The organism is Arthrobacter liuii, from assembly GCF_014639275.1.
Classification (GTDB): domain Bacteria; phylum Actinomycetota; class Actinomycetes; order Actinomycetales; family Micrococcaceae; genus Arthrobacter; species Arthrobacter liuii.
This window is the reverse complement of record NZ_BMFW01000006.1, coordinates 48402-69237: the sequence shown is the minus strand read 5'-3', so window position 1 is coordinate 69237 and position 20836 is coordinate 48402. Positions and strand designations below refer to the sequence as shown.

The 20836-nt window shown below is 67.3% G+C and carries 19 protein-coding genes; 18 read left to right on the top strand and 1 reads right to left on the bottom strand.

Annotated features, from left to right (window positions below; translation table 11 throughout):
* Nucleotides 1–91: 91 nt before the first annotated feature.
* The 8 genes from ribD (at nucleotide 92) to hisF (ending at nucleotide 6030) form a co-directional block, all read left to right on the top strand.
* Nucleotides 92–1231, top strand: a complete 1140-nt coding sequence (gene ribD / locus IEW19_RS09255) for a bifunctional diaminohydroxyphosphoribosylaminopyrimidine deaminase/5-amino-6-(5-phosphoribosylamino)uracil reductase RibD (RefSeq protein WP_188571348.1) — start codon at nucleotides 92–94, stop codon at nucleotides 1229–1231.
* Nucleotides 1231–1893 carry a riboflavin synthase gene (locus tag IEW19_RS09250; protein ID WP_188571347.1) on the top strand — a complete coding sequence of 221 codons (663 nt, stop codon included), beginning with the start codon at nucleotides 1231–1233 and terminating at the stop codon, nucleotides 1891–1893. Before ribD ends, IEW19_RS09250 begins: the two co-directional genes overlap by 1 nt.
* Nucleotides 1890–2633 (top strand): 3,4-dihydroxy-2-butanone-4-phosphate synthase, encoded by a 744-nt coding sequence (gene ribB / locus IEW19_RS09245; protein WP_188571346.1) that lies wholly within the window; start codon nucleotides 1890–1892, stop codon nucleotides 2631–2633. Before IEW19_RS09250 ends, ribB begins: the two co-directional genes overlap by 4 nt.
* Nucleotides 2630–3364 carry a GTP cyclohydrolase II gene (gene ribA / locus IEW19_RS09240; RefSeq protein WP_188571345.1) on the top strand — a complete coding sequence of 245 codons (735 nt, stop codon included), beginning with the start codon at nucleotides 2630–2632 and terminating at the stop codon, nucleotides 3362–3364. Before ribB ends, ribA begins: the two co-directional genes overlap by 4 nt.
* A gap of 33 nt (nucleotides 3365–3397) precedes the next feature.
* Nucleotides 3398–3886 carry a 6,7-dimethyl-8-ribityllumazine synthase gene (gene ribH / locus IEW19_RS09235; RefSeq protein ID WP_188571344.1) on the top strand — a complete coding sequence of 163 codons (489 nt, stop codon included), beginning with the start codon at nucleotides 3398–3400 and terminating at the stop codon, nucleotides 3884–3886.
* Between the two features lie 100 nt (nucleotides 3887–3986).
* On the top strand, nucleotides 3987–4250 hold the full coding sequence (locus IEW19_RS09230; RefSeq protein WP_188571343.1) for a phosphoribosyl-ATP diphosphatase: 264 nt from the start codon (nucleotides 3987–3989) through the stop codon (nucleotides 4248–4250).
* An 84-nt stretch (nucleotides 4251–4334) separates the two neighbouring features.
* Entirely contained in the window at nucleotides 4335–5195 is an 861-nt protein-coding gene (hisG, locus tag IEW19_RS09225; RefSeq protein ID WP_188571342.1) for an ATP phosphoribosyltransferase, read from the top strand.
* 58 nt (nucleotides 5196–5253) lie between these two features.
* Nucleotides 5254–6030, top strand: coding sequence for an imidazole glycerol phosphate synthase subunit HisF (hisF, locus tag IEW19_RS09220; protein WP_188571341.1), 777 nt, complete (start codon nucleotides 5254–5256; stop codon nucleotides 6028–6030).
* A gap of 202 nt (nucleotides 6031–6232) precedes the next feature.
* Here hisF and IEW19_RS09215 read toward each other — a convergent pair whose 3' ends face one another.
* The gene (locus tag IEW19_RS09215) at nucleotides 6233–6877 is read right to left on the bottom strand and encodes a TIGR03085 family metal-binding protein (RefSeq protein ID WP_188571340.1); all 645 of its coding nucleotides are present in this window, start codon (nucleotides 6875–6877) and stop codon (nucleotides 6233–6235) included.
* Between the two features lie 112 nt (nucleotides 6878–6989).
* On the opposite strand from IEW19_RS09215, the gene hisI reads away from it, so the two are divergent.
* The 10 genes from hisI to IEW19_RS09165 all read left to right on the top strand — a co-directional run bounded on the left by hisI (nucleotide 6990) and on the right by IEW19_RS09165 (nucleotide 20772).
* Nucleotides 6990–7445 (top strand): phosphoribosyl-AMP cyclohydrolase, encoded by a 456-nt coding sequence (gene hisI / locus IEW19_RS09210; RefSeq protein ID WP_188571339.1) that lies wholly within the window; start codon nucleotides 6990–6992, stop codon nucleotides 7443–7445.
* A 113-nt stretch (nucleotides 7446–7558) separates the two neighbouring features.
* Nucleotides 7559–9121 carry an anthranilate synthase component I gene (locus tag IEW19_RS09205; RefSeq protein WP_188571338.1) on the top strand — a complete coding sequence of 521 codons (1563 nt, stop codon included), beginning with the start codon at nucleotides 7559–7561 and terminating at the stop codon, nucleotides 9119–9121.
* Entirely contained in the window at nucleotides 9121–9783 is a 663-nt protein-coding gene (locus IEW19_RS09200) for a Trp biosynthesis-associated membrane protein (protein WP_229748401.1), read from the top strand. Before IEW19_RS09205 ends, IEW19_RS09200 begins: the two co-directional genes overlap by 1 nt.
* A 105-nt stretch (nucleotides 9784–9888) precedes the next feature.
* Nucleotides 9889–10176 carry an HGxxPAAW family protein gene (locus tag IEW19_RS09195; RefSeq protein WP_188571337.1) on the top strand — a complete coding sequence of 96 codons (288 nt, stop codon included), beginning with the start codon at nucleotides 9889–9891 and terminating at the stop codon, nucleotides 10174–10176.
* Complete coding sequence (gene trpC, locus IEW19_RS09190) at nucleotides 10176–10997, top strand: indole-3-glycerol phosphate synthase TrpC (protein WP_188571336.1); 822 nt, start codon at nucleotides 10176–10178, stop codon at nucleotides 10995–10997. Before IEW19_RS09195 ends, trpC begins: the two co-directional genes overlap by 1 nt.
* 114 nt (nucleotides 10998–11111) lie before the next feature.
* Entirely contained in the window at nucleotides 11112–12431 is a 1320-nt protein-coding gene (gene trpB, locus IEW19_RS09185; RefSeq protein WP_188571335.1) for a tryptophan synthase subunit beta, read from the top strand.
* Nucleotides 12428–13276: a tryptophan synthase subunit alpha gene (gene trpA / locus IEW19_RS09180; RefSeq protein WP_188571334.1), complete on the top strand. Its 849-nt coding sequence runs from the start codon at nucleotides 12428–12430 to the stop codon at nucleotides 13274–13276. Before trpB ends, trpA begins: the two co-directional genes overlap by 4 nt.
* 3 nt (nucleotides 13277–13279) lie before the next feature.
* Nucleotides 13280–14446: a prolipoprotein diacylglyceryl transferase gene (gene lgt / locus IEW19_RS09175; protein ID WP_188571333.1), complete on the top strand. Its 1167-nt coding sequence runs from the start codon at nucleotides 13280–13282 to the stop codon at nucleotides 14444–14446.
* A 262-nt stretch (nucleotides 14447–14708) separates the two neighbouring features.
* Nucleotides 14709–19322: a glutamate synthase large subunit gene (gene gltB / locus IEW19_RS09170; RefSeq protein WP_188571332.1), complete on the top strand. Its 4614-nt coding sequence runs from the start codon at nucleotides 14709–14711 to the stop codon at nucleotides 19320–19322.
* Nucleotides 19315–20772: a glutamate synthase subunit beta gene (locus IEW19_RS09165; protein WP_188571331.1), complete on the top strand. Its 1458-nt coding sequence runs from the start codon at nucleotides 19315–19317 to the stop codon at nucleotides 20770–20772. Before gltB ends, IEW19_RS09165 begins: the two co-directional genes overlap by 8 nt.
* The last annotated feature ends 64 nt before the right edge of the window (nucleotides 20773–20836 follow it).

Below are 20836 nucleotides of genomic sequence, written 5' to 3'. Positions count from 1 at the left end.
ACGACGCACGGATGAACCCCCAGCGATGGCTCTTTGACGCCGAAAGTCCTGCTGCTTCCGGGGCAGGCAACCACTTCGTAAGGGCAGCCGCATGACGGGCGCCGCAAAACTACAGCCGGCCGCCGGCGTGGTCACTGCCTTCAGCGCCGACGAGACGCGCGCCATGGAGGACGCCCTTCAGGCAGCCCTGCAGGGCCCGCGCGGCGCGAACCCCTTGGTGGGCGCCGTCGTCGTGGGCCCTGACGGCCGGCGGCTCGTCACCGGCCACCACCGCGGTGCCGGCACCCCGCATGCCGAGGCAGACGCCATAACCCAGGCCGCCGCCGTCGGGCTGGACCTTGCCGGCTGCACCATGATGGTCACGCTGGAGCCCTGCAACCACGTGGGCCGCACAGGCCCGTGCACGGAAGCCATCATCGCCGCAGGGATCACCGATGTTGTTTACGCGGTCGACGACCCCCATGACCCCGCGGCAGGGGGCGCGGCAACCCTCCGTGCAGCCGGCGTGCGGGTCCGCAGCGGCCTCGGCGCGGACGAAGCCCTGGACCTGAACCGCCGGTGGTTTGAAGCGGTGGCTGCCAGGCGGCCGTTCGTCACCCTCCACATCGCCCAGACCCTGGACGCGCGGATCGCCGCCGAAGACGGCACCAGCCAGTGGATCTCCAGCCCGGAGTCGCTGGCAGACAACCACGGGATCCGCAGCCGCATCGACGCCATCCTGGTGGGCACCCAGACGGTGCTGGTGGACAACCCCCGGCTGACCGCCCGGGACGCTTCCGGGGACCCCGCACCCAAGCAGCCGGTACGCGCCGTCATGGGGATCCGGGGTATTCCCGACAGCGCGGCAATCCTTGGCGATGACGGACTGGCCGTCCACCTGCCTACCCGCGACCCCCAGGAAGCGCTGTCCATGCTGTACAAAACCGGCATCCGGCACGTGATGGTGGAGGGCGGCTCGAGGATCCTCAGTGCTTTCCTGTCGGCAGGCCTGGTTGATGAACTCATCGTCTACCTGGCCCCGACCCTGCTGGGGTCGGGCACCCCCGCCCTGAACGGGCTGGGCATCACCAGCCTCCCGGATGCCCAGCATTGGGAATGGGACGCGTCCGACGGCGGTGCGGTGCGGACGCTGGGCCGGGACCTCAGGCTTCACCTCAGACCGCAACGGAAAGTTGCACTCGACCACCAACCAACCCGCGGTACCGCGGAACAAGCCCAGGGAGGCTTCTGATGTTCACCGGAATTATTGCCGAACAGGGGCACGTGCTGTCAGTGGAGCGCGACGGGAACACCAGCGCCACCGTCCGCCTGCACGCGCCCGGCTCCACCGAGGGCCTGGCACTGGGCGGCTCCATCGCCGTCAACGGCGTCTGCCTTACCGCCACCGCCATTGAGGGCCAGGAGTTCAGCGTGGATGTCATGGGGGAGACCCTGGTGCGGAGCACCATCGGCGAGCTCGCTGCCGGTGACCCGGTCAACCTGGAGCGGTGTGTCCCTGCAGGCGGCCGCCTGGACGGGCACGTGGTCCAGGGCCACGTGGACGGGGTGGGCGTCCTGCTGGAGCGGGAACCCCAAGGCAACTGGGAGCGGCTGCGTTTCGGCGTCCCCGCCAACCTGGCCCGCTACATCGCCGAGAAGGGCTCCATTGCCATCGACGGCGTTTCGCTCACCGTGACGGCCGTCAGCCCGGCTGCTGAGCAGGACCCCTGGTTCGAAGTAGGCCTGATCCCCACCACCTTGGCCGAAACCGGCCTGGGCACCAAAACCACCGGCAGCCGGGTGAACCTGGAAGTCGATGTCCTGGCCAAGTACACCGAACGGCTGCTTGCCTTCCGTGACACCGGCGCAGCAGCCGGCACCGTGGGCGCCGCCATTGCGGGAGGTGCACTGTGAACGCTGCAGTACGCCTGGAACCCGCCGTCGCCGGTGGCCCGGTTACCGGCGCAGCGTCCTTCACGCCCACCAGCGCACTGGACTCCATCGAGGACGCAGTGCGCGCCATGGCCGCCGGCCGCCCCGTGCTGGTCGTCGACAACGAGGACCGCGAAAACGAAGGCGACATCATCTTCGCTGCCCAGCATGCCACTCCGGCGTTGATCGGCTGGACCATCCGGTACAGCTCCGGCGTGATCTGCGTGCCGCTGACCGGAGGCCGCGCCGACGCCCTGGCGCTGCCGCCCATGACGGCCGTCAACGAGGATGCAAAAGGCACTGCCTACACCGTTTCCTGTGATGCAGCCACCGGCGTCAGCACGGGAATCTCCGCCACGGACCGGGCCCTGACCGCCCGGATCCTGGCAGACCCGTTGGCCGGTCCCGCGTCCGTGACGCGTCCGGGGCATATATTCCCGCTCCGTGCAGTTGACGGTGGTGTGCGGGAACGCCAGGGCCACACCGAGGCCGCGGTGGACCTGTGCCGCCTCGCAGGCCTTGAGCCTGTCGGGGTGATCGCGGAAGTGGTGTACGACGACGGTGAAATGATGCGCCTCGACGGGCTGCGTTCGTTCGCAGCGGAACATGGGTGCCCCCTGATCTCCATCGAGGACCTGGTGGCGTATCTTGAAGCCGGGGCCGGGGGAGCCCCGGATGAGGATGCCCGGGCAATCCCGGGTGAAGAGAAGGAGAAACGATGACGGCAGCGGCAGCCAGCGACGACAGCCGGCAGAACGGTCACCGGAAGTCCCACGCGCTATCCGGCGAGGCGCCCCATCCCGTCAGCGGAGGGCCGGTGGTTCAACTGCCCACCGCTTTTGGCGACTTCGTGGCGCAGGCATGGACGGACCTCGTGACCGGTGTGGAACACCTGGCCGTCAGTTCACCGAACGCTCCCACTGACGGAAAGGCTCCACTGGTCCGGCTGCACTCGGAGTGCCTCACCGGCGATGTCTTTGGTTCCTACCGGTGCGACTGCGGGGAACAACTTGCCTTCGCGCTGGAGCTGATCCGGGACAACGGCGGGACCTTGCTGTACCTCCGTGGCCAGGAAGGCCGCGGCATCGGCCTGGCCAACAAGATCAAGGCCTACGCCCTGCAGGAAGCAGGGTTCGACACCGTTGAAGCCAACGAGCAGTTGGGCCTGCCCGTTGATGCCCGGTGCTACAAAGCGGCAGCCCAGATCCTGGCGGAAATGGGCCTGCACGAGGTGCGGCTGCTGAGCAACAACCCGGACAAGCAGAACAGGCTTGCCAAGGCCGGCGTCAAGGTGGTGGAAATGGTCCCTACCGAGGTACCGTCCCGCGAACAGAACATCCGGTACCTGCGTACCAAGAAGGACCGTATGGAACACCGGCTGCTGCTGGATGCCCAGGCGGTGCCGGTGCCCGTGGCGGCCCCCGAAACCCCCTACGACCACGAACAAGACTGAACGTCTTCACGAACGAACGGAACAGAAGAACTTATGAGCGGACACGGCGCCCCCGACATCGACCTCAGCACCCTCAACCCCGCCGAGACCTCCCAGCTCAAGCTGGCCATCGTGGCGGCCAGCTGGCACACGCAGATCATGGATGGCCTCCTGGACGGCGCCCTCCGGGCCGCCAAGGATGCCGGCATCGCGGAGCCAACCGTCCTCCGGGTTCCGGGCAGCTTCGAGCTGCCGGTCGCTGCCGCGCGGCTGGCACCGCACTTTGACGCTGTCGTTGCCCTCGGCGTCGTCATCCGCGGCGGCACGCCGCACTTTGACTACGTCTGCCAGGCCGCGACGTCGGGACTCACCGACGTCAGCGTGTCCACCGGCGTCCCGGTCGGCTTCGGCGTGCTCACCTGCGACACCGAACAGCAGGGCCTGGACCGCGCCGGCCTGCCCGGCTCGAAGGAAGACAAGGGCCACGAAGCCGTGACCGCGGCGCTGGCCACCGCCGTCGTCCTGAAGCAGTACGGCAACTAGCAGTTGCAGGCGGCGGGCGCGTGTGTGTTCCCTCACATCGCGCCCGTCATGCAACGGCCCGGGAAGCGCCCCTGCGGCCGCAGCAAGTAGGCTGGTGGGCGTGAAGAATTTCGAGACGCTGTTCGCTGAGCTCAGCGAGAAGGCAGCCACCCGCCCGGAAGGCTCCCGCACCGTCGCTGAATTGGAGTCCGGTGTTCACGGCATCGGTAAGAAAGTCGTTGAGGAAGCAGCCGAAGTATGGATGGCTGCCGAATATGAATCCGATGAAGCCGCGGCCGAGGAAATCTCCCAGCTGCTGTACCACCTACAGGTTCTGATGCTCGCCAAAGGCCTGTCCCTGGAAGACGTCTACAAGCATCTGTAGCCACCGGACCGGCGCACTGCCGCCGGGCCCCCTGTGGCCTGCATTGCCTGAACACCAGACCTTCCATCCCAGAAAGAACCTCCCATGCTGCGAGTAGCCGTACCCAACAAAGGCTCCCTGTCCGAAGCCGCCTCCGCCATGCTCTCCGAAGCCGGATACCGCCAGCGGCGCGACAGCCGCGAACTGGTCATGGTGGACCCCGACAACGACATTGAGTTCTTCTTCCTCCGCCCCCGCGACATTGCCGTGTACGTGGGCAGGGGAACCCTCGACGTCGGCATCACCGGACGCGACCTACTCCTGGACGCCGAGGTGGAAGCCGAAGAGCTGCTTCCGCTGGGGTTCGCCGCCTCCACTTTCCGCTTCGCCGGGCCGGTGGGCGACTTCACCTCCGCCGCCGAGCTTGAAGGCAAGCGCCTTGCCACCAGCTACGACGGGCTGCTGCGCAACTACCTGGCCGAACGCGGCATCAACGCCAAGGTGGTCCGGCTCGACGGCGCGGTTGAATCCTCCGTGCGCCTCGGGGTGGCGGACGCCATCGCCGACGTCGTGGAAACCGGTAACACCCTCAAGGCCGCCGGCATGGAAATCTTCGGCGACCCCATCCTCAAGTCCGAAGCCGTCCTGATCCGGCGCACCGGCAATGGTGGCGCCGCCAACGGTACGGCCAAGGAAATCGAAGTCCTCATCCGGCGGCTCCAGGGCGTCCTGGTGGCGCGCCAGTACGTGCTGATGGATTACGACATCCGCAAAGAGCTCGTGGAAAAGGCCGCCAGCCTGACCCCCGGCCTCGAATCGCCCACCGTATCCCCGCTGCGCGATTCCGACTGGGTAGCTGTCCGGTCCATGGTGCCCAAGAAGGAAACGAACCGGATCATGGATGAGCTGTACGACCTCGGCGCACGCGCCATCCTGGTCAGCAGCATCCACGCCTGCCGCATCTAGCACGCACCTCCCACGGCACAGGCCGCCCCGCCAGCATTACCGAATACCAGGAGTTCCCATGGCAGTAGCAGTACGGGTCATTCCCTGCCTTGACGTTGATGCCGGACGCGTCGTCAAGGGCGTCAACTTCGAGGGCCTCCGCGATGCCGGCGACCCCGTGGAACTCGCCCACCGCTACGACAATGCCGGGGCCGACGAGCTGACCTTCCTTGACGTCACCGCGTCGTCGGGCAACCGCGAGACAACGTTCGACGTGGTCCGCCGCACCGCCGAGGAAGTGTTCATCCCGCTCACGGTCGGCGGTGGCGTCCGGGGCGTGGCTGAAGTGGACAAGCTCCTGCGCTACGGCGCGGACAAGGCCTCCATCAACACGGCGGCCGTGGCCCGGCCGGACGTCATCGACGAAATCACCCGGCACTTCGGTTCCCAGGTGCTCGTCCTGTCCGTTGACGCCCGCCGGACCCGCCCCGGCTCGCGGCCCACGCCGTCGGGATTCGAAGTGACCACCCACGGAGGGCGCACCGGCACCGGAATCGACGCCATCGAGTGGGCCAGGGAAGCAGCGGACCGCGGGGTGGGGGAAATCCTGCTCAACTCCATCGACGCGGACGGCACCAAGGACGGCTTCGACCTCGAACTCATCAAACTGGTGCGGGCCGCCGTCAGGGTCCCCATTATCGCTTCCGGCGGGGCCGGGGCGCCCGCGCACTTCCCGCCGGCCGTCGCTGCGGGTGCGGATGCCGTGCTGGCCGCTTCGATTTTCCACTGGGGGCCCGACAACATGATGCACCAGGTCAAGGACGCCATCCGGGAAGCCGGCTACGAGGTCAGGTGATGGGCCCACGCCGTCAGGGTGCGGGTGGGTGGGCCCACGCCCGCAGGGTTCCCGGGCCGAGCTTGCGAGGCTAGGGTGCGGGTGGGTGGGCCCACGCCCGCAGGGTTCCCGGGCCGAGCTTGCGAGGCTAGGGTGCGGGTGGGTGGGCCCACGCCCGCAGGGTTCCCGGGCCGAGCTTGCGAGGCTAGGGTGCGGGTGGGGACTAAAGCCCTACTTCGGCCGACTGGAGGAGGGCGACGGCGTCGGGCTGGCCTTCGAAGGTGACCAGGGCATGGCGGGTGCGGCCGTGGGCGTGCATGAGGAGTTCGCCCGGCTCGCCGACAATCGCCACCGAAACAGGTGCCCGCTTGGCGACATGGCGGGGTCCGGAGGGCCGCACGAGGACAATGCCCAGGTCCACGCCGCGGTAGAGGATGGCAGCGCGTTTGACCAGTTCGTCCCACAATGCATCCGAATAGGCCTCATCCAGTGCCCTGGGCGCCCACCGGTCCACGGCGCGCCGGACGTCCTCCGTGTGCACGAAGTACTCAATCAGGTTGGCGCTCTCGTCCAGCGCGCGGATGCTCATCGGCGAGAGGGCAGGCGGCCCGGCGCGGAAGGTGTTCACCAGCCGGGCGTAGTCCTCATTGCTGGTCAGCTTGGCCGCGAGCTTGGCGGTGGCCTGGTCCGATGCCCTGGCCAGGCGCTTGATGATCAAACCGAGCCCGACGGCCGCCTTCCGCTCTCGCAGGTACAGGTGCGCTGCAAGGTCCCTGGTACGCCAGCCCTTGCAGAGTGTGGGCGCATCAGGGCCGGCCGCAAGCAGGGTTTCGGCCAGGACTTCTCGGGAGGGTTCGACGAAATGCATCACTTGTGAAACTAGCACGACTGGTGTGGAGTTGGGCAGCAGCGCAGCGGTAGGTGGCGCGCCGTTGTTCACAACAGGAGAACGGGTCCGTGAAGGCACTAGACTTGACCCGATGTCTGAGCTGCCAGCCCCCGTCCAAGCCGCAGGATCCGCGGTATTCCAGTCCGTGGAATCCATGCCGCCGTCGCCCGCGGTATCCGGTCCGGCAGCGCCGCCGGCAAGCCCGCTTCCCGAAGCTGTGGCTGCGGCGCTCAAGCGCGACGGCGCAGGCCTGGTAGCTGCAGTGGTGCAGCAGTACGACTCCAACGAAGTCCTCATGCTCGGCTGGATGGATGACGAAGCCCTGTACCGCACCATGACCACCGGCCGGGTGACGTTCTACTCCCGCTCCCGCCAGGAGTACTGGCGCAAGGGTGACACCTCCGGGCACGTCCAGTGGGTCAAATCCGTGGCCATGGACTGCGACGGCGACGCGCTCCTGGTGCGCGTCGACCAGGTGGGTGCCGCCTGCCACACGGGTACCCGCACCTGCTTCGACGGCAGGGCACTCGACGTGGTGGAGGGCTAGGCGGCCTACGTTGCCCGGCCGGCCCACCCACCCGGCCGCGCCCACCCCAGCAAGCACACCCAAGGTGCCCGGCACGGCCGGCCCTTTCGAAGAACAGGCGGACAAGCATAGCCATGCAGGACCTCGGAACCATCAGCCCAAGCCTCGAGGAATTCCGGGAACTCGCCGGCCACAGCCGCGTCATTCCCGTCAGGCTGAAGGTCCTCGCCGACGCCGAAACCCCCATCGGCCTGTACCGGAAGCTGGCCCAGGGCCAGCCGGGTACCTTCCTGATGGAATCCGCCGCGGTGGGCGGAGCCTGGTCCCGCTACTCATTCATCGGCGCCAGGTCCCGCGCCACCCTCACCACCAAGGACGGCCAGGCGCACTGGCTGGGCGAACCGCCCGCAGGCGTGCCGGTCAGCGGCAGCCCGGTGGATGCCATCCGCGACACCATCGAGGCCCTGCGCACCGACCGGTTCGACGGGTTGCCCCCCTTCACCTCCGGCCTGGTGGGCTTCCTCGGCTGGGAAACTGTCCGGCACTGGGAACGGCTTGTCAGCCCGCCGGAGGACGACCTGCAGTTGCCGGAAATGGCCTTGAACCTGGTCACCGACATGGCTGTGCACGACAACGTTGACGGCACTGTCCTGCTCATCGCCAACGCCATCAACTTCGACAACAGTTCCGAGCGCGTGGATGAGGCATGGCATGACGCCGTGGCCCGGGTCAAGGAACTCCTGGCGAAGATCAGCGCCCCCGTGGTGCAGCCGGTGTCCGTCCTGGCGCCGGCGGCCCTGGACTTCGCTTCCAGCGTCCAGGAGCGTTGGGATGAAGCGGAGTACCTTGCCGCGCTGGACCGCGGCAAGGAAGCCATTGTCGACGGCGAGGTCTTCCAGGTGGTGATTTCGCGCCGGTTCGAGATGGAGTGCAAGGCGTCCGCGCTGGATGTGTACCGCGTCCTGCGCAACACCAACCCCAGCCCCTACATGTACATCTTCAGCCTGGCCGACGCCGAGGGCCGGGAATACTCCATCGTGGGGTCCTCGCCGGAGGCGCTGGTGACGGTCACCGGCCAGGAAGTCATTACCCACCCCATCGCCGGCTCCCGGCCCCGGGGGAAAACCGTGGAAGCGGACAAAGCCCTCGCCGAGGAGCTCCTGGCGGACCAGAAGGAACGCGCCGAGCACCTCATGCTCGTGGATCTCTCCCGCAACGACCTCTCCAAGGTCTGCGTGGCCGGCACCGTCGACGTCACCCAGTTCATGGAGGTGGAGCGCTTCAGCCACATCATGCACCTGGTGTCCACCGTGGTGGGCAGGCTGGCGCCGCACGCCAAGGCCTACGACGTCCTGAAGGCCACGTTCCCGGCCGGCACCCTCTCCGGCGCCCCCAAGCCCAGGGCCCTGCGCCTCCTCGATGAGCTCGAACCGCACCGCCGCGGCATCTACGGCGGGGTGGTGGGCTACCTCGACTTCGCAGGTGACATGGACATGGCCATCGCCATCAGGTCCGCCCTGATCCGGGAGGGACGCGCATACGTCCAGGCGGGCGGCGGCATCGTTGCGGACTCGGTGAACCCCACCGAGGCCCTGGAAACCGTCAACAAGGCCGCCGCACCCCTGCGCGCCGTCCACACGGCAGGGTCCCTGCACAACATTTCCGCGGAGTCGCTCCCCGGCGGGACGGATTCCTGATGTCGGATTCCGGAATTGCTGCCGGCTCGACGGGGACCACAGGGAAAGCGCGCAAGGGCAGGAAAGCCTGCACTACGCCGGTGTGGGCGCGCAAATCCACGCTGGTGCTGCTGATTATCCTTTTGGCGCTTGCCGCGTTCGGCACCACCACCCAGACGTGGATCAGCGCCACCCTGGACCCCAATCAGGTGGGTCAGGCCGCGGCTACCCAAAGCGCCATCCAGGTACAGGGCAGCAAGGCTGCCACCACCGTTACCGCCTTGGCCCTGGTGGCCCTCGCCGGCGGTCTCGCTGCGGCCATTGCAGGCAGGATCGCGCGGTGGGTGATCACCGCCATCATCGTCCTTGCCGCTGCCGGCGTGGCGACCGCGGCGGCGACCGTCCTGGCTGACCCGCTCGCGGCGGCGCAGGGCACCATTGCAGGTGCCACGGGTGTCTCCGGCAGCCAGGCGCACGTTGAGGTCACCCTCTTTCCGGTCCTCGCCGTCGTCGCCGGCTGCCTGCTGGCCCTGGCAGCCCTGTTGATCCTCCCCGCGTCCCGGTACTGGAAGACGCGTACGAAATATGACGCGGCCGGCGCCGCGGGGACCGTTGCGGCGGCCGGCCCCGTGGACGAGATCGACAGCTGGGACCGGCTTAGCCGCGGCGAGGATCCCACCTAAGGCCAGGAGCTGCCGGCCGCGGCGCAGGCGTCCAGGCCCGGCGGTACGCGGGGGGCAGCCAAAAAATGGCAGAATGTAAGCAGTATCCATCCTGAGGAGATTTCCATGAGCAAAGCACCTGCGTCCGTTTCCAAGTCAGGCACCCGCACGGTGGCCCCCGGCGCCATTGACCACAGCCAGGAACTGGGCCACGGCAACAGCCCGGCCGCCTGGACCTGCGTCATCGTCATGCTCGTAGGCGCACTCATCGCAGCCATCGCCTTCGTCATCGCCAGCACCCCCATCTTCATCGGCGGCGCCGCTGTGATGGTCGTGGGCCTGATCCTCGGTTACATCATGCGCAAGGCAGGCTACGGCGTCGAGGGCAGCAAGCTGAAGAACTCCGGCCACTGATGGCAACTGTTCTCGATGACATCAACGCCGGTGTCAGGGAGGATCTGGAGGCCAGGAAACGGCTCGTTTCCCTGGCTGAGCTGAAGGACCTGGCCCAGGCCGTGGCACCTGCCCGCGATGCCTGGGCGGCCCTCGGCGGAACCTCCCCAACCCGGGAACAGTTGAAAGTCATTGCCGAAATCAAGCGCCGCAGCCCCTCCAAGGGCGATCTGGCCAGCATCGGGGATCCGGCGTCGCTCGCCCGGCAGTACGCCGACGGCGGTGCCGCCGTCATCAGCGTCCTCACCGAACAGCGCCGCTTCAACGGCTCCCTCGCCGATCTGGATGCCGTGCGCGCCGCCGTCGACATCCCGTTGTTGCGCAAGGACTTCACGCTGGACGAGTACCAGATCTGGGAGGCCCGTGCCCACGGCGCGGACCTGATCCTGCTCATCGTGGCGGCCCTTTCCGACGCCCAGCTCACCGATTTCAGCGCCCTCAGCCGGGAGCTTGGCATGAACGTGCTCGTGGAGACGCACACCGAAGAGGAGATCGAGCGCGCCGTCGCAGCGAAGGCCCGGATCGTCGGCGTCAACGTTCGCAACCTGAAGACGCTCGACGTCGACCGTTCAGTCTTTGCCGCACTGGCGGGGCTCATTCCGGCCGAGGCCGTCGTGGTGGCCGAATCAGGCGTCCGGGACGCCGACGACGTCACGCACTACGCGGCCAGCGGCGCCAACGCCATACTGGTGGGCGAGGCCCTGGTAAGCCACGCCACGCCCCGGGAACGCATTGCCGAATTCACTGCAGCGGGTGCCGCCGCCATCGCCGCCCGCGGCTGACGCACCACACCCTTGCTGTGGGCCGGTACCAGCCGGTCCCACAGCACAGGCCCTTCCGGCCACCCGCCGGAGCAGCACCCTTTTGACCAACCAACCTCGAACAGGACAGGACTGATGGCTGACGCACCCTCAGGAAACGCTGACAACAACACCGCGGAAGCATTCCTGCAGGGCGGATCACTCCGCCACGCCCCGGGGCCGTACTTCGGCAACTACGGCGGCCGATGGATGCCCGAGTCCCTCATCGCCGCCCTGGACGAACTCGAAGAGACGTTCAACAAGGCCAAGGACGATCCCGAATTCCGGGGCCAGATAGCCGACCTGAACAAGAACTACTCCGGCCGTCCGTCCCTGCTGACCGAAGCCAAGCGGTTCTCCCAGCATGCCGGGGGAGTCCGCATCTTCCTCAAGCGCGAGGACCTCAACCACACAGGGTCGCACAAGATCAACAACGTCCTGGGCCAGGCGCTGCTCGCCAAGCGCATGGGCAAGACCCGCATTATCGCCGAAACCGGTGCAGGGCAGCACGGCGTGGCCAGCGCCACCGCCGCGGCACTCATGGGCCTGGAGTGCGTGGTGTACATGGGTGCCGAGGACTGCCGCCGCCAGGCACTGAACGTCGCCCGCATGGAGCTCCTGGGCGCCAAGGTCATTCCGGTGACCAGCGGATCGCAGACCCTCAAGGACGCCATCAACGACGCCCTCCGGGACTGGGTGGCCAACGTGGCCAACACCCACTACCTGCTGGGGACCGCTGCGGGTGCCCACCCGTTCCCCGCCATGGTCCGGTACTTCCACGAGGTCATCGGCGAGGAAGCCCGCGCCCAGATCCTGGAGCAGGAGGGCCGGCTCCCGGACGCTGTCTGTGCCTGCATCGGCGGCGGTTCCAACGCCATCGGCATCTTCCACGGGTTCCTGGACGACCCCTCCGTCAAAATCTACGGCTTCGAAGCCGGCGGCGAAGGTGTGCAGACCGGCCGGCACGCTGCCACCATCACCCTGGGCAAGCCCGGCGTCCTTCACGGCGCCCGCTCCTACCTGATGCAGGACGACGACGGGCAGACCATCGAGTCGCATTCCATTTCCGCCGGCCTGGACTACCCTGGCGTTGGTCCGGAACACTCCTACCTGGCCGACATCGGACGGGTCAGCTACGAACCCATCACGGACGGCGAAGCCATGGATGCCTTCCGCCTCCTGTGCCGCACCGAGGGCATCATCCCCGCCATCGAGTCCTCGCACGCGCTGGCCGGGGCCATCAAGGTGGGCCAGCGGCTGGCCGCCGAAGACCCGGCCTCCGCCACCGAAAAGATCGTCATCGTCAATCTTTCCGGACGCGGAGACAAGGACGTGGCCACCGCAGCCGAATGGTTTGACCTGTTGGACAAGAATTCCGCCGAATCCGAAATCGGCAAAGAGGGGGAGCAGCTGTGAGCAGCGCAGAGACGGCCAGCCAGGCAGGGACGGCCAGCAAGTCGGCAGCCGCCATCGACAGGGCCCGTTCCCAGGGGCGCTCGGCCCTCGTCGGCTACCTGCCGGCCGGCTACCCCAGCGTGGAGGATACCATCGCCGCGGGCATTGCCCTGGCGGAGAATGGCGCCGACCTGATCGAGATCGGCATCCCCTACTCGGACCCCGTCATGGACGGACAGGTCATCCAGGCCGCCACCACCGAGGCCCTGGCCAAGGGCTTCCATGTCAGCCAGGTGTTCGATGTCGTTACAGGCATCACCAGCAAGACCGACGCCGCAGTCCTGGTCATGACCTACTGGAACCCCGTGGTCCGCATGGGCGTGGATGAGTTCTCGCGCCGGCTTGCCGAGGCCGGGGGAGCCGGGCTCATCACACCGGACCTGATCCCGGACGAGGCCGCCGAGTGGATGGAAGCCTCGGACAAGTATGGGCTGGACCGCGTGTTCCTCGTGGCACCATCCTCGACCCCGGAGCGCATGCAGCGGACCGTGGACGCCAGCCGCGGCTTCGTGTACGCCGTGTCCATCATGGGCGTCACCGGTGCCCGGACTTCCGTCAGCACCGCAGCCAAGGACGTTGTGGCGGCTGCGCACGGCGCCGGTGCCGAACGCGTCTGCGTCGGGCTTGGCGTCTCCACCGCGGACCAGGTCCAGGAGATCGCCGCCTATGCTGAAGGCGTCATCGTGGGCACGGCCCTGGTGGCAGCCCTCCGCGACGGGGGAGTGGACGCCGTTGCTGCCCTCACCAAGGACCTCAGTACCGGCTTGACCCGGGAACCGGGCCTGACGCAGGAAACGGAGGCCTAGCCCGTGCAGCCACTCCTTCAGGCAGCAGCCCTGGCCCCCACTTTGCTGCCCGCCAGCATCCCCAGCCCGGACTGGTCAGGGTTCGACATCCCCCTTCCGTGGGGCAGCCTGCGGATCCATGCCTACGCGCTGTGTATCCTGGCCGGAATTGTCGTGGGCCTGTGGCTGACGTCCGTCCGGTGGGCCAAGCGCGGTGCCCCTGAGGGCAGCGTCTGGGACATCGTCATCTGGGCCATCCCCTTCGGCATCATCGGCGGACGGCTCTATCATGTGGTGTCATCACCAGACGCCTACTTCGGTCCCGGCTTTGACGGGACGGGTGACCTCTCACTGATCCCGCAGATCCAGCGCGGCGGGCTGGGAATCTGGGGCGCCGTCGTGCTTGGGGCCGTCGGCGCCTGGATCGGCTGCCGCCGCAGCGGCGTGAAGCTGAGCGCATTCGTCGACGCCGCGGCACCCGGACTTCTCCTGGCACAGGCCATCGGGCGCTGGGGCAACTACTTCAACCAGGAGCTCTTCGGCGGCCCAACCACCCTGCCGTGGGGCCTGCAGATCGACGCCAACAACCCGAACTTTCCCGCCGGCATGCCCGTGGACACCCTGTTCCATCCCACTTTCCTCTACGAGTCGCTGTGGAACCTGGCGGGCGTCCTGATCCTGCTCGTTCTTGACCGGCGGTTCAACTTCCGCCGGGGCAGGCTCTTCTGGCTGTACGCCATGTACTACACGCTGGGCCGCGTCTGGATTGAGGCCATGCGCATCGATGACGCCGAACAGATCAGCATCCTCGGCATCACCGCCCGGCTCAACGTGTGGACCAGCATCTTTGTGTTCCTGGCGGCCCTGGTCGCCTTCATCCTCCTGGGACTCAAAGGCCGTCCGGAACCGGACACCGTCTACCTTGCCGGCCGGGAGCCGGACGGGGCCGTGGCGGCAGGTCCACATTCCGGGACCGTCACAGAGGTCCGTGATCCGGACAATGTTGTCTCAGATAGTGATTCGCGTGGTAATCTCCCTGATAACCACAGCGGTTCCAGGCGTGCTTCCGACCCCACGGAAGAAGCCACGGCAGCACCGGCCGGCTCAAAGACCGGAACGGATGCGGCTGCTGCCGGACACTCCGGCAGCACAGCCACGGGACCCGCATCGGAGGCCGGATCCGGTAAGTAGGGCGCCGGCCACGCAGGGCAGTAGAGCCACCGCTCGAAGGGCCCGCAAACCACAACGTCGTGGCATGGGGCAAGTCCGGACAGCACAGAGCTGAGGTCCGGTGTTGCCTCGGGCAGGGGCCTGCGTAACCGTTAGTTCAGCAGGCCGCGCTGGCCTACAATTTCCAGTAATCAACACTTTGTTGTGCCCTCAACAGCGGCGCCGACGAGTGGGGCCAACGGTGTCCCTTCCATACGCACGATCAGGAGGAAGGACGTCTCCCATGACCCAAACTCTTAACACTCCCAGCTGGTCCGAACCGGACCAGCCTGGGACTGCAATGTCGCCGTTCAAGCGCTTCGCAGCCATGCCGGAAGCCGCCGGGCTGTACAACCCGGAACAGGAGAAGGACGCCTGCGGACTCGCCATCATTGCGACGCTGCGCGGCGAACCCGGGTACGACATCGTCGACGCTGCACTGACCGCGCTGCGCAACCTTGAGCACCGAGGCGCCGTGGGCGCCGACGAAGGGACCGGCGACGGCGCAGGCCTGCTCATGCAGATCCCTGACGAGTTCTTCCGGGCAGTTACCGAGTTCGAGCTGCCCGCACCCGGCCAGTACGTTGCCGGTACAGCGTTCCTTCCCGCCGAGCAGCGTGAAGCCGACGCCGCAAAAGCCGGCATCGAAGGACTGGCCGCCGACGAGGGCCTGAAGGTCCTTGGCTGGCGCGAAGTGCCGGTAGTCGCCGACCTCGTGGGCGCCATGGCCCGGGCCTGCATGCCCTACTTCTCCCAGCCCTTCCTGGCATCCGCCAACGGCGAGGAACTGGACCGCAACGAGCTCGACTCCCGCGCCTGGCGCATCCGCAAGCGCGCCCAGAACAAGTTCGGCGTGTACTTCCCGTCGCTGTCCTCCCGCACCATCGTCTACAAGGGCATGCTCACCACCGCGCAGCTGGAGCCGTTCTACCCGGACCTCTCCGACAAGCGGTTCAAGACCAAGCTCGCGATCGTGCACTCGCGCTTCTCCACCAATACCTTCCCGTCCTGGCCGCTGGCGCAGCCGTTCCGGACCATTGCCCACAACGGTGAAATCAACACCGTCAAGGGCAACCGGAACTGGATGCGGGCCCGCCAGTCCCAGCTCGCCAACCCGCTGCTGGGTGACTCGCCGGAAGAGCTGTACCCCATCTGCACTCCCGGCGCATCGGACTCGGCGTCCTTCGACGAGGTAGCCGAGCTGCTGTGGCTCTCCGGCCGTCCCATCACGCACTCGATCATGATGATGGTCCCTGAGGCCTGGGAAAACCACGCCACCATGGATCCGGCACGCCGCGCCTTCTATGAGTACCACTCCCTGCTGATGGAGCCGTGGGACGGCCCGGCTGCCGTCTCCTTCACCGACGGCAACCTCGTTGGCGCCACCCTTGACCGCAACGGCCTGCGCCCCGGCCGCTTCTGGATCACCGAGGACGGGCTGATCGTCTTCGCCTCCGAGGTGGGTGTGATCGACGTCGAGCCCTCCAAGGTGGTCAAGAAGGGCCGCGTGTCCCCGGGCAAGATGTTTTTGGTGGACACCGAAGCGGGCCGGATCATCGACGACGAAGAGGTCAAGGCCGAGGTCGCTGCCGCCAACCCGTGGGCGGAGTGGGTCAAGGACAACCTGATCGACCTCAACGAACTGCCCGAGCGCGAGCACGTGCTCCACACCGCAGCGTCCGTGAACATCCGCCAGCGCACCTTCGGCTACACCACGGAGGAACTGAAAATCCTGCTCGGCCCCATGGCCCGCACCGGCGCCGAACCGCTGGGCGCCATGGGCTCCGACACCCCGGTGGCCGTGCTGTCCAAGCGCCCCCGCCTGCTCTTCGACTACTTCGTTCAGTCGTTCGCGCAGGTCACCAACCCGCCGCTGGACGCCATCCGCGAAGAGCTGGTCACCTCGCTGACCTGCGCCATCGGCCCCAACGGCAACCTCCTGGACACCAAGCAGGTCCGCCAGTCCCAGGTCCAGCTGCCCTTCCCGGTGATCAACAACGACCAGCTCGCCAAGATCGCCAACATCGAGGACGCCGACGGCAACCGCGTGGCCATGAAGGTCCGCGGCCTGTACCGGCCCGAAGGCGGCGAAAACGCGCTGCGCGCCCGGCTCACGGAAATCTGCGAGCAGGTTTCAGGCGCCATCAACCGCGGCGTCCAGTACGTTGTGCTGTCCGACCGTGACTCCAACGCCCAGTGGGCGCCCATCCCGTCGCTGCTGCTGGTCAGCGCCGTGCACCACCACTTGCTGCGCAGCGCCAACCGGACCAAGACCGCGCTGGTGGTCGAGGCCGGCGATGTCCGCGAAACCCACCACGTGGCCGTCCTGATCGGCTACGGCGCCTCCGCCGTCAACCCGTACCTGGCTATGGAATCCGTGGAGCAGCTCATCGCTGCCGGCGACGTCACCGGTGTCAGCCCGCAGGACGGCGTCTACAACCTCATCAAGGGCCTCGGCAAGGGCGTCTTGAAGATCATGTCCAAGATGGGCATCTCCACGGTGGCCTCCTACACCGGCGCCCAGACCTTCGAGGCACTGGGCCTGGGCCAGGAACTCGTCGACGAATTCTTCGCCGGCACGCACTCCCAGCTGGGCGGCGTGGGCCTGGACGTCATCGCCGCCGAGGTTTCCGCGCGCCACCAGATGGCCTACCCCGAAGGCGGCATCGAACAGCCGCACCGCCCGCTGCTGGGTGGCGGCGAGTACCAGTGGCGCCGCGACGGCGAACCCCACCTGTTCAACCCGGAGACCGTCTTCCGGCTCCAGCACGCCACGCGTGAGCGCCGTTACGACATCTTCAAGGCCTACACCAGGGGAGTGGACGACCAGTCCACGAACCTGATGACCCTCCGCGGCCTCCTCAAGTTCAAGAACGAGCGCCCTTCGGTTCCCCTTGAGGAAGTGGAGCCTGTCTCCAGCATCGTCAAGCGGTTCTCCACCGGAGCCATGAGCTATGGCTCCATCTCCCAGGAGGCCCACGAGACCCTGGCCATCGCCATGAACCAGCTGGGCGGCAAGTCCAACACGGGTGAAGGTGGCGAGGACGTGGATCGCCTGCTCGATCCGAAGCGCCGTTCTGCCGTCAAGCAGATCGCCTCCGGCCGTTTCGGCGTGACCAGCCTCTACCTGACGAACGCTGACGACATCCAGATCAAGATGGCGCAGGGCGCGAAGCCCGGCGAAGGCGGCCAGCTGATGGCGCAGAAGGTCTACCCGTGGGTGGCCCGGACGAGGCACTCGACCCCCGGCGTCGGACTCATTTCTCCGCCGCCGCACCACGACATCTACTCGATCGAGGACCTGGCGCAGCTGATCTACGATGCCAAGCGCGCCAACCCCTCGGCCCGCGTGCACGTCAAGCTTGTTTCCGAAGTGGGGATCGGCACCGTGGCGTCAGGCGTGACCAAGGCGAAGGCCGACGTCGTGCTCGTCTCCGGACACGACGGCGGAACCGGCGCGTCGCCGCTGAACTCGCTCAAGCACGCCGGTGTCCCCTGGGAGCTTGGCCTGGCCGAGACCCAGCAGACGCTGATGCTCAACGGCCTGCGTGACCGCGTGGTGGTCCAGGTGGACGGCCAGCTGAAGACCGGCCGCGACGTTGTCATCGCCGCGCTGCTGGGCGGCGAGGAGTTCGGCTTCGCCACCGCTCCGCTGGTGGTGGAAGGCTGCATCATGATGCGCGTCTGCCACCTGGACACCTGCCCGGTGGGCGTTGCCACCCAGAACCCCGAGCTGCGCGCCCGCTTCAGCGGCAAGCCGGAGTTCGTGGTCAACTTCTTCGAGTTCCTTGCCGAGGAAGTCCGCGAGATCCTGGCCGGGCTTGGCTTCCGGAGCCTCGAGGAGGCCATCGGCCACGCCGAGGTCCTGGACACCCGTGAGGCGATCAACCACTGGAAGGCCGACGGCCTGGACCTGGACCCGATCCTGCACGGCCTGGAGTTCGACGACGACGCGCCGCTGCGCAACATGACCGGCCAGAACCACGAGCTGGACAAGCACTTCGACCAGCGCCTGATCACCATGGCCACCGAAGCGCTGGCGGACCGCAGCCCGGTGAAGATCACCGTGGACGTCATCAACACCGACCGTTCGGTGGGCACCATGCTGGGCCACGTGGTCACCAAGACCTTTGGTACGGACGTCCTGGCCACGGACACCGTCGACGTCACCCTGAACGGCACCGCCGGCCAGTCCCTGGGTGCGTTCCTGCCCGCGGGCATCACGCTGCGGCTGTACGGCGACTCGAACGACTACGTGGGCAAGGGCCTGTCCGGCGGCCGGATCATCGTCCGCCCGGACCGTACCAACGTCTTCAAAGCGGAGACGAACGTCATCGCCGGCAACGTGATCGGCTACGGCGCCACCAGCGGTGAGATGTTCCTGCGCGGCCAGGTGGGCGAACGCTTCCTGGTCCGCAACTCCGGTGCTACCGCCGTCGTCGAAGGCATTGGCGATCACGGCTGCGAGTACATGACCGGCGGCCAGACACTGATCATCGGACGCACCGGCCGCAACTTCGGCGCGGGCATGTCCGGGGGTACCGCATACGTCCTGGACCTGCGGACCACCCGCGTCAACAAGCAGGCGCTGGAGTCCGGGGAGCTGCAGCTCCGCGAGCTGGACTCCGAGGACCGCGACATCGTCCACGGCCTGCTGGTCAAGCACGTGGAAGAAACTGACTCCCAGCTGGCGGCGCGCCTCCTCGAGAACTTCGATGACACCGCTGCCCGCATCACCAAGGTGCTGCCGCGCGATTACGCGGCCGTACTGCAAACCCGTCTCGACGCCATCGAAGAGGGCCTTGACCCCGACGGCGAAGAAGTATGGTCTCGAATCCTGGAGGTTACCGGTGGCTGATCCACGCGGATTTCTGAAAGTACGCCAGCGTGAAACCCAGCCGCGCCGTCCCGTTCCCGTCCGCATCATGGACTGGAAAGAGGTCTACGAGGCCCAGGAAAAGGGCACGCTGAAGGCCCAGGCCGGGCGCTGCATGGACTGCGGCATCCCGTTCTGCCATCAGGGCTGCCCCCTCGGGAACCTCATCCCCGAGTGGAACGACCTCATGTGGCGGGACAAGGGCGAGGAAGCAATCGAGCGCCTGCACGCCACGAACAACTTCCCCGAGTTCACCGGCCGGCTGTGCCCCGCGCCTTGCGAAGCGTCGTGCGTGTTGGGTATCAACCAGCCCGCTGTCACCATCAAGCAGGTGGAAGTTTCCATCATCGACGAGGCCTGGGACAACGGCTGGGTCAGCCCCCTGCCACCCGCGCGCCTGACCGGCAAGACCGTTGCCGTGGTTGGTTCGGGTCCCGCCGGACTGGCCGTCGCCCAGCAGCTCACGCGCGTTGGCCACACTGTTGCCGTCTACGAACGCGATGACAAGATCGGTGGCCTGCTGCGCTACGGCATCCCCGACTTCAAGATGGAAAAGGAGCAGGTGGACCGCCGCGTCGAGCAGATGAAGGCCGAAGGCACCCGCTTCCGGACCGGCGTCTCCGTGGGCACCGACGTGACCTGGGAGCAGCTGCGCAGGCGCTACGACGCCGTCGTGGTTTGCACGGGTGCCACGGTTCCCCGTGACCTGCCCATCCCGGGCCGCGGCCTGGACGGCGTCCACTTCGCCATGGATTACCTGGTGCCCGCCAACCGCGCTGTGGCCGGCGAGACAATCGAAAACCAGATCAATGCCCACGGCAAGCATGTGGTGATCCTGGGCGGCGGCGACACTGGTGCAGACTGCCTGGGCACCGCACACCGCCACGGCGCTGCATCCGTCACCACCCTGGCCATCGGCAAGCAGCCGCCGTCGGAACGTGCCGGCCACCAGCCCTGGCCGACGTTCCCCACCCTGTTCGAGGTGGCCAGCGCGCACGAGGAAGGCGGCGAACGCACCTACCTCGCCTCCACGGTGGAGTTCGTTGGCGAGAACGGCAAGCTCACCGGGGTCAAGGTGGCCGAAACCGAATTCGTGGACGGCAAACGCCTCCCCAAGGCCGGTACCGAACGGATCATCCCTGCCGACCTGGTGCTCCTCTCCCTCGGCTTCGCCGGTGCCGAACCGGGTGGCATCACTGAGCAGGTGCACGCCGAATTCGACGGCCGCGGCAACGTGGCCCGGGACGGTTACTACATGACCAACACCGAGGGTGTCTTCGTTGCCGGCGACGCCGGCCGCGGGCAGTCCCTGATCGTGTGGGCCATCGCCGAGGGGCGTGCCGCCGCTGCCGCAGTGGACAAGTACCTCATGGGAAGCACCATCCTTCCCGCACCGGTTGCGCCGACGGACCGGGCCATCGCCGTCCTCTGACCGCCGTCCCCGGTGATGCATCGAGGGTTCACCTCGCCGACAACTTAACCAATGCAAGAGACCA

Bases quoted from the DNA above. Each gene is read 5' to 3' on its own strand.
- hisI (WP_188571339.1), top strand. From the start codon at position 6,990: ATGTCTGAGCTGCCAGCCCCCGTCCAAGCCGCAGGATCCGCGGTATTC.
- ribD (WP_188571348.1), top strand. From the start codon at position 92: ATGACGGGCGCCGCAAAACTACAGCCGGCCGCCGGCGTGGTCACTGCC.
- gltB (WP_188571332.1), top strand. From the start codon at position 14,709: ATGACCCAAACTCTTAACACTCCCAGCTGGTCCGAACCGGACCAGCCT.
- trpC (WP_188571336.1), top strand. From the start codon at position 10,176: ATGGCAACTGTTCTCGATGACATCAACGCCGGTGTCAGGGAGGATCTG.
- IEW19_RS09195 (WP_188571337.1), top strand. From the start codon at position 9,889: ATGAGCAAAGCACCTGCGTCCGTTTCCAAGTCAGGCACCCGCACGGTG.
- trpB (WP_188571335.1), top strand. From the start codon at position 11,112: ATGGCTGACGCACCCTCAGGAAACGCTGACAACAACACCGCGGAAGCA.
- hisG (WP_188571342.1), top strand. From the start codon at position 4,335: ATGCTGCGAGTAGCCGTACCCAACAAAGGCTCCCTGTCCGAAGCCGCC.
- IEW19_RS09250 (WP_188571347.1), top strand. From the start codon at position 1,231: ATGTTCACCGGAATTATTGCCGAACAGGGGCACGTGCTGTCAGTGGAG.
- ribH (WP_188571344.1), top strand. From the start codon at position 3,398: ATGAGCGGACACGGCGCCCCCGACATCGACCTCAGCACCCTCAACCCC.
- IEW19_RS09215 (WP_188571340.1), bottom strand. From the start codon at position 6,877: ATGCATTTCGTCGAACCCTCCCGAGAAGTCCTGGCCGAAACCCTGCTT.
- ribA (WP_188571345.1), top strand. From the start codon at position 2,630: ATGACGGCAGCGGCAGCCAGCGACGACAGCCGGCAGAACGGTCACCGG.
- IEW19_RS09205 (WP_188571338.1), top strand. From the start codon at position 7,559: ATGCAGGACCTCGGAACCATCAGCCCAAGCCTCGAGGAATTCCGGGAA.
- hisF (WP_188571341.1), top strand. From the start codon at position 5,254: ATGGCAGTAGCAGTACGGGTCATTCCCTGCCTTGACGTTGATGCCGGA.
- IEW19_RS09200 (WP_229748401.1), top strand. From the start codon at position 9,121: ATGTCGGATTCCGGAATTGCTGCCGGCTCGACGGGGACCACAGGGAAA.